This window comes from Pseudomonas sp. MDT2-39-1 (assembly GCF_054898085.1).
This window is the reverse complement of record NZ_CM142716.1, coordinates 1,849,618-1,867,083: the sequence shown is the minus strand read 5'-3', so window position 1 is coordinate 1,867,083 and position 17,466 is coordinate 1,849,618. Positions and strand designations below refer to the sequence as shown.

General features: G+C 59.0%; 15 protein-coding genes. 4 read left to right on the top strand and 11 right to left on the bottom strand.

The annotated features are described in order from the left end of the window. Positions 1-93: 93 nt before the first annotated feature. A complete protein-coding gene (gene metE, locus ACYZTM_RS09065; protein ID WP_461988232.1) occupies positions 94-2,406 on the top strand; it encodes a 5-methyltetrahydropteroyltriglutamate--homocysteine S-methyltransferase in 2,313 nt (770 codons plus the stop codon). Between the two features lie 239 nt (positions 2,407-2,645). Continuing rightward, positions 2,646-3,680 (top strand): alpha/beta fold hydrolase, encoded by a 1,035-nt coding sequence (locus ACYZTM_RS09060; RefSeq protein WP_131060906.1) that lies wholly within the window; start codon positions 2,646-2,648, stop codon positions 3,678-3,680. A gap of 139 nt (positions 3,681-3,819) precedes the next feature. Here the strand turns inward: ACYZTM_RS09060 and ACYZTM_RS09055 are convergent, their stop codons facing one another. Further along, the gene (locus ACYZTM_RS09055; RefSeq protein WP_131060905.1) at positions 3,820-4,188 is read right to left on the bottom strand and encodes a DUF6124 family protein; all 369 of its coding nucleotides are present in this window, start codon (positions 4,186-4,188) and stop codon (positions 3,820-3,822) included. A 579-nt stretch (positions 4,189-4,767) separates the two neighbouring features. Here ACYZTM_RS09055 and ACYZTM_RS09050 point away from each other — a divergent pair. After that, entirely contained in the window at positions 4,768-5,433 is a 666-nt protein-coding gene (locus tag ACYZTM_RS09050) for a DsbA family oxidoreductase (RefSeq protein WP_131060904.1), read from the top strand. Positions 5,434-5,492: 59 nt separating this feature from the next. On the opposite strand, the gene ACYZTM_RS09045 is transcribed toward ACYZTM_RS09050, so the two are convergent. The 9 genes from ACYZTM_RS09045 to ACYZTM_RS09005 form a co-directional block, all read right to left on the bottom strand. Further along, a complete protein-coding gene (locus tag ACYZTM_RS09045; protein WP_178083837.1) occupies positions 5,493-5,822 on the bottom strand; it encodes a GlpM family protein in 330 nt (109 codons plus the stop codon). 8 nt (positions 5,823-5,830) lie between these two features. After that, a complete protein-coding gene (gene aauR / locus ACYZTM_RS09040; RefSeq protein ID WP_461988228.1) occupies positions 5,831-7,159 on the bottom strand; it encodes a two-component response regulator AauR in 1,329 nt (442 codons plus the stop codon). After that, on the bottom strand, positions 7,156-9,057 hold the full coding sequence (aauS, locus tag ACYZTM_RS09035) for a two-component sensor histidine kinase AauS (RefSeq protein ID WP_461988226.1): 1,902 nt from the start codon (positions 9,055-9,057) through the stop codon (positions 7,156-7,158). The genes aauR and aauS overlap by 4 nt, the downstream gene beginning before the upstream one ends. 259 nt (positions 9,058-9,316) lie before the next feature. Continuing rightward, positions 9,317-10,051, bottom strand: a complete 735-nt coding sequence (locus ACYZTM_RS09030; RefSeq protein ID WP_131060900.1) for an amino acid ABC transporter ATP-binding protein — start codon at positions 10,049-10,051, stop codon at positions 9,317-9,319. Then, complete coding sequence (locus tag ACYZTM_RS09025; RefSeq protein WP_253405805.1) at positions 10,048-10,719, bottom strand: amino acid ABC transporter permease; 672 nt, start codon at positions 10,717-10,719, stop codon at positions 10,048-10,050. The genes ACYZTM_RS09030 and ACYZTM_RS09025 overlap by 4 nt, the downstream gene beginning before the upstream one ends. After that, the gene (locus ACYZTM_RS09020) at positions 10,719-11,465 is read right to left on the bottom strand and encodes an amino acid ABC transporter permease (RefSeq protein ID WP_131060898.1); all 747 of its coding nucleotides are present in this window, start codon (positions 11,463-11,465) and stop codon (positions 10,719-10,721) included. The genes ACYZTM_RS09025 and ACYZTM_RS09020 overlap by 1 nt, the downstream gene beginning before the upstream one ends. 193 nt (positions 11,466-11,658) lie before the next feature. Continuing rightward, positions 11,659-12,573, bottom strand: a complete 915-nt coding sequence (locus tag ACYZTM_RS09015; protein WP_131060897.1) for a glutamate/aspartate ABC transporter substrate-binding protein — start codon at positions 12,571-12,573, stop codon at positions 11,659-11,661. Between the two features lie 324 nt (positions 12,574-12,897). Further along, complete coding sequence (locus tag ACYZTM_RS09010; protein ID WP_131060896.1) at positions 12,898-13,308, bottom strand: DUF4440 domain-containing protein; 411 nt, start codon at positions 13,306-13,308, stop codon at positions 12,898-12,900. After that, the gene (locus ACYZTM_RS09005; RefSeq protein ID WP_461988223.1) at positions 13,289-14,656 is read right to left on the bottom strand and encodes an MFS transporter; all 1,368 of its coding nucleotides are present in this window, start codon (positions 14,654-14,656) and stop codon (positions 13,289-13,291) included. Before ACYZTM_RS09005 ends, ACYZTM_RS09010 begins: the two co-directional genes overlap by 20 nt. Before the next feature lie 105 nt (positions 14,657-14,761). On the opposite strand from ACYZTM_RS09005, the gene ACYZTM_RS09000 reads away from it, so the two are divergent. Continuing rightward, entirely contained in the window at positions 14,762-15,649 is an 888-nt protein-coding gene (locus ACYZTM_RS09000; RefSeq protein WP_461989118.1) for a LysR family transcriptional regulator, read from the top strand. 62 nt (positions 15,650-15,711) lie between these two features. On the opposite strand, the gene glpD is transcribed toward ACYZTM_RS09000, so the two are convergent. Then, the gene (gene glpD / locus ACYZTM_RS08995) at positions 15,712-17,250 is read right to left on the bottom strand and encodes a glycerol-3-phosphate dehydrogenase (RefSeq protein ID WP_131060894.1); all 1,539 of its coding nucleotides are present in this window, start codon (positions 17,248-17,250) and stop codon (positions 15,712-15,714) included. Between the last annotated feature and the right edge of the window lie 216 nt (positions 17,251-17,466).

The window sequence follows — 17,466 nt, the reverse complement described above, 5'->3', positions numbered from 1 at the left end:
ATCAACACGAAAAGGTTGAGTTTGTCTCATGTTGGGTTGGCTGTCGACAATGGCGCCATGTTTTACAGCTTCTTTTATAGAGAGAAACTCACCATGGCTCTGGCCCACACACTTGGTTTTCCGCGCATCGGCGCTGACCGCGAACTGAAAAAAGCCCTTGAATCCTACTGGAAGGGCGATCTGGATCAGGACGCGCTGAAAAGCGTCGGCCGCCAACTGCGCGCCACCCACTGGCAGTTGCAGAAAGACGCCGGCATCGACCTGCTGCCCGTCGGAGACTTCGCCTGGTACGACCAGGTGCTGACCCATTCCCTGACCTTCGGTGTGATCCCCGAGCGTTTCGACAGCGCCAAGGACTCCCGCGGCCTGCCGACCCTCGACACCCTGTTCGCCATGGCCCGTGGCGCTACCGCGGCCTGCTGCGGCGCTGAACACACCCCGTTGCAATACGCCCAGGAACTGACCAAGTGGTTCGACACCAACTACCACTACCTGGTCCCGGAATTCAGCGCTGACCAACCATTCAAACTGAGCTGGGAACAGCTGTTCGACGAAGTCGACGAAGCCAAGGCGCTGGGCCACAACGTCAAACCGGTGATCATCGGCCCGCTGACTTACCTGTGGCTCGGCAAAGCCAAAGGCAACGATTTCGACAAGCTCGATCTGCTGGAGCGCTTGCTGCCGATCTACGGCGAAATCCTTGGCCGCCTCGCCGCGCAGGGCGTGGAATGGGTGCAGATCGACGAACCGATCCTGACCCTCGACCTGCCACAGTCCTGGAAAAACGCTTTCGAACGCGCTTATCACATCCTTCAATACTCGCCGCTGAAAAAACTCGTGGCGACCTACTTCAGTGGCCTGGAAGACAACCTTGGCCTGGCGGTCGGCCTGCCGGTGCAAGGCCTGCACATCGACGCGGTGCGTGCGCCGGATCAACTCGGCCAGGTGCTGGATCGTCTGCCGACCTACAAGATTCTGTCGGTGGGCTTGGTCAACGGCCGCAACGTCTGGCGCTGCGAACTGGAGCAAGTCCTCGCGCAACTGCAACCGGCCCAGGAACGCTTCGGCGACAACCTGTGGGTCAGCAGTTCCTGCTCGCTGCTGCACAGCCCCGTGGACCTGGAACGCGAAGACAAACTCGACCCGGAACTGAAAAGCTGGCTGGCGTTTGCGGTGCAGAAGTGCGGGGAAATCGCCGTGCTGCGCGATGCCCTCAACGACCCGCAATCATCCAAGGTGCAAGCTGCCTTGGCCGAGAGCCGAGCGATTCAGGCCAGCCGCGCCGAGTCGCCGCGTATCCATAAAGCCCAAGTGCAGGCGCGCATCAACGCTATCGGCGCGGCGGACAGCCAGCGTCATTCGCCGTTTGCCAAACGCATCGAGCAGCAACGTGCACGCTTGAAACTGCCGGCGTTCCCGACCACCACCATCGGCTCGTTCCCGCAGACCGGTTCGATCCGTCTGGCACGCCAGGCCTTCAAGCAAGGCAAGCTGTCGGCCAACGATTACACCGACGCCATGCACAGCGAAATCCGCCATGCGGTGCAAGTCCAGGAACGCCTGGGCCTGGACGTGCTGGTGCACGGCGAAGCCGAGCGCAACGACATGGTCGAGTACTTCGCCGAGCAATTGGACGGCTACCTGTTCACCCGTTTCGGCTGGGTGCACAGCTACGGTTCGCGCTGCGTCAAACCGGCGATCATCTACGGCGACCTGAGCCGCCCGACCGCCATGACCGTCGACTGGATCACGTATGCACAGAGCCTGACCGACAAGGTGATGAAAGGCATGCTCACCGGTCCCGTGACCATGCTGATGTGGTCGTTCCCCCGCGAAGACGTCTCGCGCAAAATCCAGGCGCAGCAGTTGGCCCTGGCCCTGCGTGATGAAGTGGTCGACCTGGAAAACGCCGGCATCAAAATCGTGCAGATCGACGAAGCCGCATTCCGCGAAGGCTTGCCGCTGCGCCGGGCGCAATGGCAGGAATATCTGGATTGGGCGGTGGAAGCCTTCCGCCTCAGCGCCTCCGGCGTTCGGGACGAAACCCAGATCCACACCCACATGTGCTACAGCGAATTCAACGACGTGATCGAGTCCATCGCCGCGATGGATGCGGACGTGATCACCATCGAAACCTCGCGTTCGGACATGGAATTGCTGGAAGCCTTCGAAGCGTTCGACTACCCGAACGACATCGGGCCGGGCGTCTATGACATCCACTCGCCACGGGTGCCGGACACGGCCGAGATGGTCAAATTGATGAGCAAAGCCGTGAAGCGCATTCCGGCGGAGCGGTTGTGGGTGAATCCGGATTGCGGGCTGAAGACCCGGGCGTGGCCGGAGACAGAGGCGGCGTTGGTGAACATGGTGGCGGCGGCAAGGCGATTGCGTAGTCAGTTGGCCTGATTTGATCTGATCGTTCCCACGCTCTGCGTGGGAATGCAGCCCAGGACGCTCCGCGTCCCTGTCGAAGCGGACGCGGAGCGTCCATTGAGGCATTCCCACGCAGAGCGTGGGAACGATCTTCTGTCCGAATACGACCGCTCGGCAATCTTCATCAAACTGTCACGTAACTGTGGCAGCGCGCTTGATCAAACTTCATCAAACTCGCGCTCTACTGGGGTTCTGCGTTTCGGTGTTTTTTCATGCGTGCACGATTTTTATCAACAGCGGCCTTCCTGGCCGCGTTGTTGTTTGGATTACCGTCTTTCGCGGCGTCTCGTTGCGATGTCAACGTTCCCACCCAACAGGCCGATCTGGCGCAGGTGAGCCTGGCGTACCAGAGCATCGGCCGTGCGTCCGACCCGGCGTTGCTGCTGGTGATGGGCCTGGGCGGGCAGTTGATTCACTGGCCGGACGAGGTGGTGGTCGCGTTGTGTCAGCAGGGTTTTCGGGTGATTCGTTATGACAATCGCGATGTCGGCCTGTCGACTTGGCGGCAAGCCCCTGCCGACGCCAACCTGTCTTTCGAAGTGCTGCGCTACAAACTCGGTTTGCCGGTGGCGGCGCCGTACACCCTGACAGACATGGCGGACGATGCCTTTGGCCTGATGGATGCGTTGAAGGTTGAGCAATTCCACGTATTGGGCGCGAGCATGGGCGGGATGATTGCCCAGCACATGGCGGCGATGGCACCGCAGCGGGTCGAGAGTTTGACCCTGATCATGACCAGCTCCGGGGCCGAAGGCTTGCCGGCGCCGAGTGCGGCGTTGGTACAGTTGTTGTCCCGTCGTGGCGCGCCGAATCGCGAAGTGGCGCTGGAGCAACAGGCTGATTTACTGGCCGCGTTGGGCAGCCCGACCGTCAGCGATGATCGGCAGGCCTTGCTGCATCAAGCGGCGCTGTCCTATGACCGGGCATTCAACCCGGAAGGCGTGAAGCGCCAGATCATGGCGATCCTTGCTGAGCGCAGTCGTGTGGCATTACTCAACCAACTGCGCGTCCCGACGTTGGTGGTCCACGGCACGGCCGATCCGTTGTTGCCGGTGATGCATGGCGTACATCTGGCGGCGCATATCCGTGGCAGTCAGTTGAAGCTGATTCCAGGGTTGGCGCATCGGTTCCAGGAAGCGTTCAAGGCACCGTTGCTGGCGGCGGTGTTGCCGTACTTGCAGGCCCATCGCGAAGACACCTCGCATTGGGCACAGATTGATCCCGTGCCGGTCCCCAATCTCCTATAACCCACAATCCCAATGTGGGAGCGGGCTTGCTCGCGAAGGCGTCGTGTCAGTCGCCATCTGCTTGACTGATACACCGCTTTCGCGAGCAAGCCCGCTCCCACATTTTGATCTTCTGTGCTAGTGAAACATCGGCAGCCAGTCAGGTCGCGGCGCTTGGTGGAACGAAGTTATCCAGCATCCGGTTCACCGCCAGTTCACCCAGCATCACGGACTGCTGAATGCCCAGCACGGTGTTGCGCTGCGGCCCTTCCAGCAACCCGGCGAAATCACTGAGCATTACGCTGGCTGACGCCAGGGATTCGCAGGCGTTGGCCAGCAGGGTTTCGTGATCGATGTCGGGGGCGATGGTGTAAATGGTGCTGGGCCGGCGTGGGGTGTCTTTGGGGATGACCGGTTTGAGGTAGTAATCGAGGGCGCGGTCGGCGGCATCGTTGAGTTTTTTGGAGTCTGGGGTTTCGTAGGGGGAGACGTCGTCGGTTTCTGGTGGATTTGGTGTGATCTTGAACATTGGATTGGTACTCCTGTTAATAGAGCCGCAACCTGTCTCGCTACTAAACGGAAGGGTGGCAGCTGTGCGCAAGTTAGTAGACCGGCCACCAATCCAAAACCGGCGCGTCCGAGGACGCCATGCGCACAGCTACCATCAAGTGCAGGCGAATGCCTGAATAGATGACGCATGTACGTCCGAATTGGAAAAGCCGGGCTACTAAACCCGATCACTGGGAATCAGTGACACGAACCAAGTTACCGACGGCCCCCCAGGCGCACAAGCCGGCGGATTCTGACGTGGTTGTAGGCGACGGCGCAAGGCGCTGTAGCTTTCAGGAAGTAACCTTAAACAGAACTAAACACCCCCTCCCAAACACTGAAAATCCCTTGTGGGAGCGGGCTTGCTCGCGAAGGCGTCGAGTCAGTCGCTATCTGCTTGACTGATACACCGCTTTCGCGAGCAAGCCCGCTCCCACAGGGAATAGTGGAATGACTGCCACCTCTGTCCCACAGGCGAATTCAGCAACGGCTCCCACCTCAGTGCTGTCAGGTGTATCGTTCAAACTTTCCGCCGCCTTTCCAGCCTGCGAGGTGAATGATGAGTACCCCCCTGAAAATCGATTTCGTCAGCGACGTGTCCTGCCCGTGGTGCGTGGTCGGCCTGTATGGCCTGACCCGGGCCCTGGATTTGCTGGGCGATGAGGTCCAGGCCGAGCTCCGTTTCCAGCCGTTTGAACTGAACCCGAAGATGGGGCCGGAAGGGCAGAACATCACCGAACACATCAGCGAAAAGTACGGCTCGACCCCTGAGCAATCGCAGAAGAACCGCGAGATGATCCGCGCCCGTGGCGCCGAGGTCGGGTTTGCGTTTCGCACGGATGGCAACAGCCGCATCTACAACACCTTTGATGCCCATCGGTTGCTGTTCTGGGCGGGGCTGGAAGGGTTGCAATTCAATTTGAAAGAAGCGCTGTTCAAAGCGTACTTCACCGATGGCGGTAATCCGTCCGATCACCAGCAGTTGGCGCAGATTGCGGAAAGCGTCGGGTTGAATCGGCAGCGGGCGGCGGCGATTCTGGCGTCCGATGAGTTTGCCAAAGAGGTGCTTGAAGAAGAGCAGCTGTGGCTGTCGCGCGGGGTGAGTTCGGTGCCGACGGTGGTGTTTAACGGGCAGTATGCGGTGAGCGGTGGACAGCCGGTGGAAACCTTTGTTGGAGCGATCCGGCAGATCATGAGCGAATCAAAAGGCGGCACCGTTAGCTGATCTCGCGGCGAGCCGTATTACTGTGGGAGCGAGCTCGCTCCCACAGGGGTTGGCGGTGGTCAGGCGTGGAGGCGGACCCACACGGTGACAAGCACGGTGGCCGCCATCAACCACGCCACCGCCGCCACGGCCAACGAAGCCTCCAACCGCATCCGGTCGACCATCACATACAACGTCGCCAGATAAACGAAGTACGGAATGATCGACCACATCCCGAACACGATGGTGGTCTTCAAATCATCCACCGAACGTCCCTTGCCGACGATGTAATGCGCAATCAGCGCAAAGGTCGGAAACAGCGGCACCAGGCCTGCGATGTAATAGTTTTTGGTCTTGGCCAGTGCCGCGAGGATGAGGACCACTGCGGCACCCAACGCCGCTTTCAGAATCAGGTCCATCAGTGGCTCAGCCCGTACTTTTTGACTTTGTCGAACAGCGTGGTCTTGGCCATCCCCAGTTCCAGGCTGGCCTGGGTCAGGTTGCCGCCGCTGCGTTGCAATGCGTCGCCGAGCAAATTGCGTTCGAACGCTTCCACCGCTTCGGCGAAGGCCAGGCCCTGATTGTTGCCGCTGGCGCCGGACTTCTTGAACGCCGGCAGGCCGAGGGCAAAACGCTCGGCGACGTTGCGCAGTTCGCGCACGTTGCCGGGCCAGTCGTGGCTCATCAGGTTCGACAGGGTCTGGTTGTCCAGCTCCGGCACGGCGCGGTCGAAGCGCAGGGACGACTGCTGCAGGAAGTGTTCGAACAGTTGCAGGATGTCTTCGCGACGTTCGCGCAGCGGTGGCAATTCGAGCGTCACCACGTTCAGGCGGTAATACAGGTCGCTGCGAAACTCGCCGGCCTTGCTCGATTCGTCGAGGTCGGACTTGGTCGCCGCAATGACTCGGCAATCCACGGCCACGCTCTGGTTCGAACCCAGGCGTTCAAGGGTGCGTTCCTGCAACACCCGCAGCAGTTTGATCTGCAAGGGCAGGGGCATGCTTTCGACTTCGTCGAGGAACAGCGTGCCGCCGTCAGCGTGTTCGATCTTGCCGATGCGCCGTTTGCCGGCACCGGTGAAAGCATTGGCCTCATGGCCGAAAATTTCGCTTTCGAACAGGTTCTCCGGCAGGCCGCCGCAGTTCAGCGCGACGAACTGTTTGGTGTGCCGGCGGCTGAAGTCGTGCAGGCAACGCGCAACCAGTTCTTTACCAGTGCCGGTCTCGCCCTCGATCAGCACGTTGGCCGACGTATCGGCGACGTTGGCGATCAATTCGCGCAGGTTCTGCATGGCCGGCGAGCGGCCGATGATGCGGCCTTCCAGGGAATCGCGCTCCGCCAGTTGCCGGCGCAACGAAGAGACTTCCCGGGCCAGGCTGCGTTGCTCCAGCGCGCGACGGGCGACATCCACCAAGCGTTCCGGCGAGAAGGGTTTCTCCATGAAGTCATAGGCGCCTTTCTGCATTGCGCCCACGGCCATGGAAATGTCGCCGTGACCGGTGATCAACACCACCGGCAGGCTGCGGTCGCGGGCCTTGAGTCGGGTCAGCAGTTCCAGGCCATCGATGCCCGGCAGGCGAATGTCGCTGATGACGATGCCGGCAAAGTTGTCGCCGACCCGCTCCAGCGCTTCTTCGGCACTGCCCACGCCCACGCAGGGGATGTCTTCCAGGGTCAGCGCCTGCTGGCAGCCGAGCAGCACATGGGGGTCGTCTTCGACGATCAGCACACTAAGGTCGTTGTTCATATTGGCTCGGCGTGAGTGGGGCTTACCAACGGTAAACTGAGGACGAAGGTGGTGCCACCGCTGGCCGGGTGTTCGACACCCAGATGCCCTCCGGTGGCGGCGGCCAGGCTGGCGGAAAGGGTCAGGCCGAGGCCCAGGCCTTGTTCGCCGGGTTTGGTGGTGAAGAAGGGTTCGAACAAGTGCTTGCGCGCTTCGGCGTCGATGCCGTGGCCGTTATCGCGTACGCGCAGGCGATATTTGCCATCGAACGCTTCGCCTTCGAGCCACAACTCGGGCAACGGTTGAGCCTGCATGGCGTCGAGGGCGTTGCCGATCAGGTTGACCAGAATCTGCTCCAGGCGGGTCTGGTCGATCTGCACCTGCACATCGTTGAAGTCACGATGCACTTTCAGGTGCGCGCTTTCCACGCGACCGCCCAGCAGTTGCAAGGCAGCATCCACCGCTTTGCCGAGGCTGGCCCGGCCTTTGTCGTCACCGCGACGGGCGAAGGAACGCAGGCTGGCGGTGATCCGGCCCATGCGATCGATCAATTCATTGATGGTCTTGAGGTTGGTGCTGGCGACGTCCAGCTGACCGCGTTCGAGAAAGCGCACGGTGTTGCCGGACAAGGTGCGCAGCGCCGCCAGCGGCTGGTTCAGTTCGTGGGCGATGCTGGTCGACATCTGCCCGATGGCGGCGAGTTTACCGGCCTGCACCAGTTCATCCTGGGCGCGGCGCAACGTCTCTTCGGCCTGACGCCGTTCGCGGATCTGGCCTTTGAGTCGTTCGTTGCTGGCGCGCAGGTCGGTGGTGCGTTCGGTAATCCGACGTTCAAGTTGATTGTTGGCTTCCTGCAGGGCTTCACGGGCAGCGAGGCGGGTGGCGATCACCTTGCGCCGCTCGTTCCAGGCGATCAGCAGGAACGCCACGAGGGCAAACGCCACCGCCACCAGAATCCCCTGATTGATCGCTTCACGGCGCAAATCCTGGAGCGGCGTGAGCAGGGTGAAGTTCCACGGGGTGTCGCTCAAGGGGCGGGTTTGCGAGAGGTAGCTGATGTCTTCTTCGTCGGATTCCACTTCGCTGTTGGCGGGGAAGGTCAGTTTTTCCTCGCCTTCGGCCAGTTGTTCCCGGGCCAGCGGCTGCAATTCGTTCAGCGGGAACCAGTAGTACTGAAGACTGCGGGCGAGTTTTTCCTTGGTTTCGTCGCTCAACGGAACAACCGACTTGAGCCGCCGTGCCGGATCGCTGGACAGAATAATGATGCCGTTCTCGTCGCTGACGAAGGCTTCGAGGCGCGCGCGCTGCCAGCGTTCTTCCATGGCTTCGAGGCGCACTTTGACCACCGCGACGCCGATGATCTTGCCGTGTTCTTCCAGGCCGTGGGCCAGGTAGTAACCGGGTTCGCCGCTGGTGCTGCCGATGCCGTAGAAGCGTCCCGACTGACCGCGCACGGCGTTCTGGAAATAGGCGCGAAAGGATAGGTCTTCACCCAGGTAACTGTCGACATCGCGCCAGTTGCTGGTGGCCATGACGCGGCCGGTGGTGTCCATCACGTAGATAGCCCGACTGCGGCTGCGCCGGTTCAGGCCTTCGAGGTAGTCGTTGACGGTCTGCCGGTGTTCCGGTGACGGGGCGGCCAGCAGTTTTGAAACACTGGATTCAAGTTCCAGCAGGCTGGGGAGGTAGGTGTACTTGCTGATCTCGCTCTCGACGGCGCGGGCGTGCAGTTCGAGCTGACGCTGGCCGTTCTCGCTGAGGCTGCGAATCCCGTAGTGTTCACTGACCCAGAAGCCGAGGTAACCCAATCCGATCATCAGGGCGATGACCAGCGGCGGCAGGAACAGATGGCGAATCAGACGGGGTTTCACGGCGAGTGATGGCGGCGCGGCGCGATAGAGAGTGGGGTCGCATTTCATCACAGATGCCTTGGGTCAACCACAACACAAATCTCCATATCGCCGCCGGCCCCTTGTGGGAGCTGGCTAGGGCGGTGAGTGGGTTTCTGTGGCGAGGGGATTTATCCCCGTTGGGCTGCGAAGCGGCCCCAGCATTTCATAGTTAAACCGCATGCGATGGGTTGACGACTGCTGCGCAGCCGAACGGGGATAAATCCCCTCGCCACAAAACCACCTCACCACAAAAGCCCGCTCCCACATTTGGGGAGCGGTGTTTTTCTTAGTGCTGCAGAATCTTGTTAAGGAAATGCTGTGTACGCTCGGCGCGGTGGGTGATGTCGCCGAAGAACTCTTCTTTCTTGCAGTCTTCGATGATCTTGCCCTGGTCCATGAAGATCACACGGTCCGCCACTTTGCGGGCAAAGCCCATTTCGTGGGTCACGCACATCATGGTCATGCCTTCGTGGGCCAGTTGCACCATCACGTCGAGCACTTCGTTGACCATTTCAGGGTCCAGCGCCGAGGTCGGTTCGTCGAACAACATGACGATCGGGTCCATCGCCAGCGCACGGGCAATTGCCACACGCTGTTGCTGGCCACCGGAGAGCTGGCCCGGGTGCTTGTGGGCGTGAGCCGACAGGCCGACGCGCTCAAGCAGTTGCAGGCCTTTCTTGGTGGCTTCTTCCTTGCTGCGGCCCAACACCTTGATCTGCGCGATGGTCAGGTTTTCAGTGATGGTCAGGTGCGGGAACAGTTCGAAATGCTGGAACACCATGCCGACGCGCGAGCGCAGTTTCGGCAGATTGGTCTTCGGGTCGGCGATGGACGTGCCATCGACCACCACGTCGCCTTTCTGGAACGGTTCCAGGGCGTTGACGCATTTGATCAGGGTGGATTTGCCGGAGCCGGACGGCCCGCACACCACGATCACTTCGCCTTTTTTGACCTCGGTGCTGCAGTCAGTCAGTACCTGGAAGTCGCCATACCACTTGTTGACATTCTTGATAGAGATCATACGGCAAACCTTTTTTGCAGACGCTTGACCAGCAGCGAGGCGGCAAAGCTGATTGTGAAGTACACGAGACCTGCGAAGATCAGGAACTCATTGGAGCGACCGATGATGTCGCCACTGGCACGCGAGGCATTGAGGAAGTCCACCAGGCCGACCGCGTAGACCAGCGAAGTGTCCTGAAACAGGATGATGCTCTGTTGCAGCAACAGCGGGGTCATCTTGCGGAACGCTTGCGGCAGGATGATCAAACGCATCATCTGGCCATAGCTCATGCCCAGGGCTTGCGCGGCGCCCATCTGACCCTTGGGGATCGACTGCACACCGGCGCGGACGATTTCGCAGAAGTACGCCGCTTCGAACATCATGAAGGCCACGATGCAGGAGGCGAACGCGCCGATCGGGGTGTCTTCGCCGGTGATCCAGCGCAGCACGAACGGCACCGCCAGGTAGAACCAGGTGATGACCAGCAGCAACGGGATTGAACGGAAGTAGTTGACGTAGGCACCGGCGATGTTCGACAGCAGCTTGCTGTGGGACAGGCGCATCAGCGCCAGGATGGTGCCGAGGATGATCCCGCCGACGACGCCCAGCGCCATCAATTGCAGGGTCATGACCATGCCGTTCCACAAACCCGGCAGGGACGGGATGATGCCCGAGAAGTCGAATTCCATCATTTACCCCCTACGGAGATCAGGCCCGGTACGGCGACTTTCTTCTCGACCCCACGCATCAGCAGCATCAGGCTCATGTTCAGGGTGAAGTAGATCAGCGTCGCCAGGGTGAAAGCTTCGAACAGGTTCGCGGAAAACTCGGCGGTCTGTTTGGTCTGTGCGAGCAATTCCATCAGGCCGATCAGCGAGGCGACGGAGGTGTTCTTGAACACGTTCAAGAATTCCGAGGTGAGCGGCGGAATGATGATCCGGTAGGCCTGGGGCAGCAGCACGTTCCAGTAGATCTGTGGCAGCTTGAAGCCCATGGCGCGAGCGGCAGCTTCCTGGCCTTTGGGCAGCGCCTGAATGCCGGTGCGCACTTGTTCGCAAACGCGGGCGGTGGTGAACAGGCCCAGGCAGACAACAACGCTGAGGAACGCCGAGGTGGTCGGGTTCAGGTCCTGTTTGTACCAGTCCTGCAGGTTTTGTGGCAGCAGATCGGGTACCAGGAAGTACCAGATGAACAGCTGAACCAGCAGCGGCACATTACGGAAGAGTTCGACGTAGCAGGTCGCGATGCCCGATACGATGCGATTCGGCACGGTGCGCATGACGCCCAGGATCGAGCCCAGCGTCAGCGCGATGATCCAGGCCACGATGGCGATGGCGATGGTCCAGCCCAAACCGGTGAGGTACCAGTCGAGATAAATCTCGCTGCCCACGCCGGTGGACTTGAAGAACACGCCCCAGTCCCAGTTGTAATTCATTAGGGTCTCCCCTCAGATCGATCGATGTACAAGTGCCCGCCTGGGGAAGCTCCGTTCCCGCCCTGATCTTGTTGATCAGGCACACACGAGCGGCTCGACAGCCACCGGTTCGAGTGTTTCCAAAAATGCCAGCAGGGAGTGACTACCTCCTGAAAGGGCAGCGGCCCTTTCAGGAGATAAGGTTAGTCAGAAATCAGGATTTCTTGTCGTCAGCCGCTTTATCGGTCGGATTGGCGATCAGGGCCTTGAGCTCGTCGCTCATCGGGAAGTTCAGGTTCAGGTTTTTTGGCGGGATTGGCGACATGAACCATTTTTTGTAGATTTCGTTGATCTCGCCCGACTTGTAGGTCGCAACAATCGCGTCGTCCACGGCTTTCTTGAACGGTGCGTCGCCCTTGCGAACCATGCAGCCATAGATTTCGTAGGACTGCGGGTCACCGGTCACTTCCCAGTCGCTGGCCTTCTTGGCTTTGGCCGCTTCACCGGCCAGCAGCGCGTCGTCCATCATGAATGCGACGGCACGGCCCGATTCCAGCATCTGGAAGGATTCGCCGTGGTCTTTGGCGGAGATGACGTTCATGCCCATCTGCTTGTCGGCGTTCATCGACTTGAGGATACGCTCGGACGTGGTACCCGCGGTGGTCACGACGTTCTTGCCTTTCAGGTCGTCGAAATTCTTGTACGTTGAGTCTTTCTTGGAGAGAAGACGCGTACCGATTTCGAAGATGCCGACGGAGAAGTCAACTTGCTGCTGACGTTCCACGTTGTTGGTGGTGGAGCCGCACTCGACGTCCACGGTGCCGTTTTGCACCAGCGGGATACGGGTTTGCGAGGTTACGAGGTTGTATTTGACCTGGAGGTTCGGCATGTCCAGGTCTTTCTTGATGGCTTCGACGATTTTCAGCTGGATATCGTGGGAGTAGCCAACCGGTTTGCCGGAAGCGTCCGCGATATAGGAAAAAGGAATGGAAGCGTCACGATGCCCGAGGGTGATGGTGCCGGACTCTTTGATCTTCTTCAGTGTGCCGGTGAGCTCGGCAGCGAAAACTGGAGTGCTAATCAGAGCGGCAGCAATGGCTGCGCCCAGGATATGGGGAACGATGCGCATCAAATTTTCCTCGACATTGTTTTTTTTATGGAGCCAGTTCATCGGCCCTTTTGTGCTTCGAATGCCTGACGGCTCCTGAAGTGTGGTTGCATCAGACATTCGTCCAAGAGTGTAGAGCATGACTCGTGCCAGGCCAGGCGATATAGATCAAGTTATTGATTTATAAGGGTATTAAATATTTATGGCGGTAGTTTTTGGCGAAGGTTAATCCGGTTAACCGAATTGACCGACAGGTCGCGTTCGGAAAACCGAATGGTGTTCGGGGCCGCTAATGCTATTGATCAGGTAATAGAAGCGACAATGATTGTGTCGTTCACCCAAAAATCAGCTTTCCTGGCTTAGCGGCGTTTCATGCAGGTAGATCCATTGGGCGTTGTGGTGATGCAGGCCAATGATCGCCACCGAAATCCGTGAGCTTTCGCGCTGGTCGAGGCGATGGGTTTCCTTGTAGCGGATCGCCACGCTGGCGCCTTCTTGCCACACCGTCTGCAGGTCGCTGATGAAGATTTCCAGGCCCGGTTTGGCGCCGATTGCACCCTTGAACATCTGTTCGACCGTCGCCCGGCTGACGATGGCGGCCGAGGTGGTGACCATGGTGAAGTGCTCGGCGAATGCCGACATCAGCGGCTCGAGCACAGCCTGCCCCTTACCGTTGGCGTCGGTGAACAGGGTGTGGATCAGCTCGTGCACGTGATGAATGCTGTGGTGCGCCTGTTCAACTATTTTGTTGTGCATGACAGTCCTTTTGAGTGTTCAACTGACTCAGTTGAAAGAGTGGGAACAGGCCCACCAGCGCGGCGATGGCGAACGTCACGTGGTAGGCCTGGGTGGTATCGAAATGCTTCAAGAGCAGGTTGAAAACCATCAGGAAGAGGGCGGCGCCGATGCTGAATGACATCTGTCGGTTGATGTTCCAGATGACACTGGCCTTGTGCGTGTCACTGCCCTCGAAGTCCATCAACGACGTGGTTTGTGCTGTGTTGGCACCCATGCCGCCGCCAATCCCCATCAAGCTGTAGGCGATGACAATCACCAGAAGGTCTGAGGGATTGTTCACCAGTAACAGGGTGGCGATGCCGGCACTGTGCAACAGCATGCCGAGGGCAAACAGGCGCTTTGCGCCCATCCGGTTGTAGACCCGGCCACAGATCAGCATCGCGATGAACGCGCCGATGGCGTAGAGGATCATGAACATCCCTGTCAGGCGGGCGCTGAAGTGCAGGGTGTTTTGCAGGAAGAAGATGCTCATCAAGTTGACCCCCGTGAACACACCGGGGATCGCGTAATAGATAAAGATCGAGGTGCTGAGTTTTTTGCTTTTGAGCAGGCTCAGTTCAATGATCGGGTTTTTGCATGTGCGGTAATGCAGCCCGTACAGCACGACGAAAGCAACGCCGGCCATGACGAAGAGGGCGGCCACCCATGCCGGAGCATCGCCGCCGTACAACGACATGCCCATCAGCAGGCTGCCGAGTGCCGCGCTGACCAGCAGCAAGCCTTTGATGTCGGGCCGGGGCAAACTCGTCGGCCGCGCTTCGTTGATCCAGAACCAGGACAGCAACGCCGCGATCAGCGAGAACGGGATGTTGCTGTAGAACACCCAGCGCCAGGAGCTGCTGTCGACGATGACACCGCCGATGGTCGGTGAAATAGCGGGGGCTATAAGGGCAACGGCCATGACCAATGTGGATATTTTCGCCCGCTGCTCACCCTTGAACAGGTTGAACGTCAGCGCCTGGCCGACTGGAATCAACAGGCCACCGCCAATCCCCTGGACGAAGCGCCAGATCACCAGCTCGTTGAAACTGTTGGCCAGCCCGCACATCCACACGGAACCTGTGAACACGAGCATCGAGGCGGTGAGGATTTCCCGGCTGCCAAAACGACCGGCCAGCCAGGTGCTGACCGGAATGATCAGCGTCAGCCCCAGAATATAAGCATTAGCCACCCAGGCAACGTCTGAAGTACTAACGTGCAGCGCCGCCGATATACTCGGTAATGCGACCGCTGACATAAAGATGTTAATGCAGTCTATAAAAAATCCGATCAGAAATATCAGTGCAACTTTGTAGCGATAAGTCATGGTGTTTCCCCTTTGCCGCAAAGCATAGGGGCGGTGGACTTGAACTGTCGATACGACTATCCTTGAAACAATGTTTGACAGGATTTAACAGTGAGCCATATTGCTATGCACACTCATCTTAATCGGGTCCAGACATTTCTGGCTGTGGTTGATTTTGGTTCTTACACCAAGGCGGCCAATTACCTGAGCATCAGCAAAGCCATGGCCAGCCTGCATGTCAAGGCGCTGGAGGACGTGCTGTCGGCGACGCTGTTGATTAGAAATACCCGAAATATATCCCTCACCGAAATCGGTCAGGACTTTTATGAAGAGTTCAAAGGCATTGTCGCGGATATCGATAACGCCTTTGATAATGTCTTAAAAGGGCATAACCGAGTCTCCGGAAAGTTGCGCTTCAGTTCCACCAGTGAATACGGTGAGGCTTATATTCTGCCGTTGATACCACAATTCATAGAGCGCTACCCGGAGATAAAACTCTGTTATAACTTTAACTCGTCACTCAATGACCTGGTGGCGGAAAAGTTAGACCTGGTTATCCGTTTAGGCAACTTGGCGGACTCGGCATTCAAGAGCCGTAAACTGGCGGATTATGAAGTTGTCCTGGTGGCTACCGAGACGTTTCTTGCGCGTCACCCGGTGCAAAACCCTCAAGACCTGAATGCGCTGCCGTGGATTGCCAACAGCAACTTGCAGGCACCGACCCAGTGGACGTTGCGCCATCCACAATTGGGGACTGTCGAGATCAACGGGATCAATCAGTATGAATCCAACTCTTCCACGGCCATCCGCTCCATGACGTTGTCGTCGCTGGGCGTCTCAGTGCTGCCCGCGTGGGTGGTCAAGGACGACATCGCCAGCGAGAGGCTGATCCGTCTGTTGCCCGACTATTCGCTGCCCTCGCAGTCCGTCAACGTGGTGTTCCCCAACAGCCCGCATCTGCCCCACAAATCGAGGGCGTTCATTGATTTCCTGCTGCTGCATCTGGCGCAGTAAATACCTGTAAAAAAGCCCCTGAATCGTGAGATTCAGGGGCTTTCGTTTAAACGAATAGGCGATCAGGCCGCTTCGATCTTGCTGCGGTTCTGCTCGACCTTGCTCAGGTAATCCGCCAGTTTCTGCTGTTCGGCGGGGGTGGTGAACAAGCCCAGCTTGCTGCGACGCCACAGAATGTCATGGGCGGTGGTCGCCCACTCTTCGCTGCACAGGTAATCGACTTCGCGGGTATAGAGACCGCCGCCGATGTGTTCGCCCAGGTCGCTGAGGTTCTGCACGCCTTCCAGCATGCGCCAGGTGCGGCTGCCATAAGTGGTTGCCCAGCGGCGAGAAATTTCAGTCGGGACCCAGTCGAACTTGTCGCGAATCAGCGAGCTCAACGCCTGCGGGGTGGTCATGTCTTCACCGCCCGGCAATGTCGCGCTAGCGGTCCAGGTTGGCTTGATGTGCGTGAAGTACGGCGCCAGTTGTGCCAGCGCCGACTCGGCCAGTTTGCGGTAGGTGGTCAGCTTGCCGCCGAACACCGACAGCAACGGCGCTTCTTCGCCAGTGCCCGAGAGCGCCAGGGTGTAGTCGCGGGTGACGGCCGACGGGTTGTCGGATTCGTCGTTGCACAGCGGACGAACACCGGAATAGCTGTGCAGGATATCGTCGCGGCTGATCTGCTTCTTGAAGTGGGCGTTGACCACTTTGAGCAGGTAATCGGTTTCGCCTTCGGTAATCGCCACTTTGGCCGGGTCGCCGGTGTATTCACGGTCGGTGGTGCCGATCAGGGTGAAGTGGTTCAGGTACGGAATGGTGAACACGATGCGCTGATCTTCGTTTTGCAGAATGTGCGCGTGTTCGCCTTCATACAGTTTCGGCACGATCAGGTGGCTGCCCTGGATCAGGCGAATGCCGTACGGCGATTCCATCTTCAGGTCGTCACGAATGAACTTGGCGACCCACGGGCCGGCAGCGTTCACCAGAGCCTTGGCGCGAATCGAAAACAGGCTGCCATCGGCGCGTTCCAGGTGCAGATGCCACAGGCCCTTGGTGCGACGGGCGCTGACGCAACGGGTCTGGGTGTGGACGTGGGCGCCTTTCTCGCGGGCGGCCATGGCGTTCAGCACCACCAGGCGCGCATCGTCGACCCAGCAATCGGAGTATTCGAAGCCTTTGGTGATTTCGCTTTTCAGCGGGCTGTCCGGACCAAACTTCAGGCTTCTCGAACCTTCGAGTTTTTCCCGCTTGCCGAGGTTGTCATACAGGAACAGGCCGGCGCGAATCATCCACGCTGGACGCAGGTGCGGACGGTGCGGCAACACGAAGCGCATTTGCTTGACGATGTGCGGCGCCTTGGCCAGCAACACTTCGCGTTCGGCGAGGGCTTCGCGTACGAGGCGGAATTCGTAATGTTCGAGGTAGCGCAGGCCACCGTGGATCAGCTTGCTGCTGGCTGACGAAGTGTGGCTGGCCAGGTCATCCTTTTCGCAAAGGAACACCGAAAGGCCGCGGCCGGCGGCATCCGCTGCGATCCCCACGCCATTGATCCCGCCACCGATGACGGCGATGTCGTAGACCTCTGCGAGAGGGGGCGTAGGCAAGGTAGAAGTGGGCATCGGCTGGCCTCGGGCTCTTTTGATTTTCTGTATTGGAATACGAACATTAATGTTCATTTGCGAAAATAGTAGCCCATTAAACCGCCCACAGCCAGTCAACTTCGATTGAAAATACTGATCGAAGGGCCGAGAAAGGAAAATTTACGAACATTTAGGTGCGCGATAAGGCGCGAAAGGTATGCCGTATGGGCGATCGTATTCGCGAGCAAGCCCGCT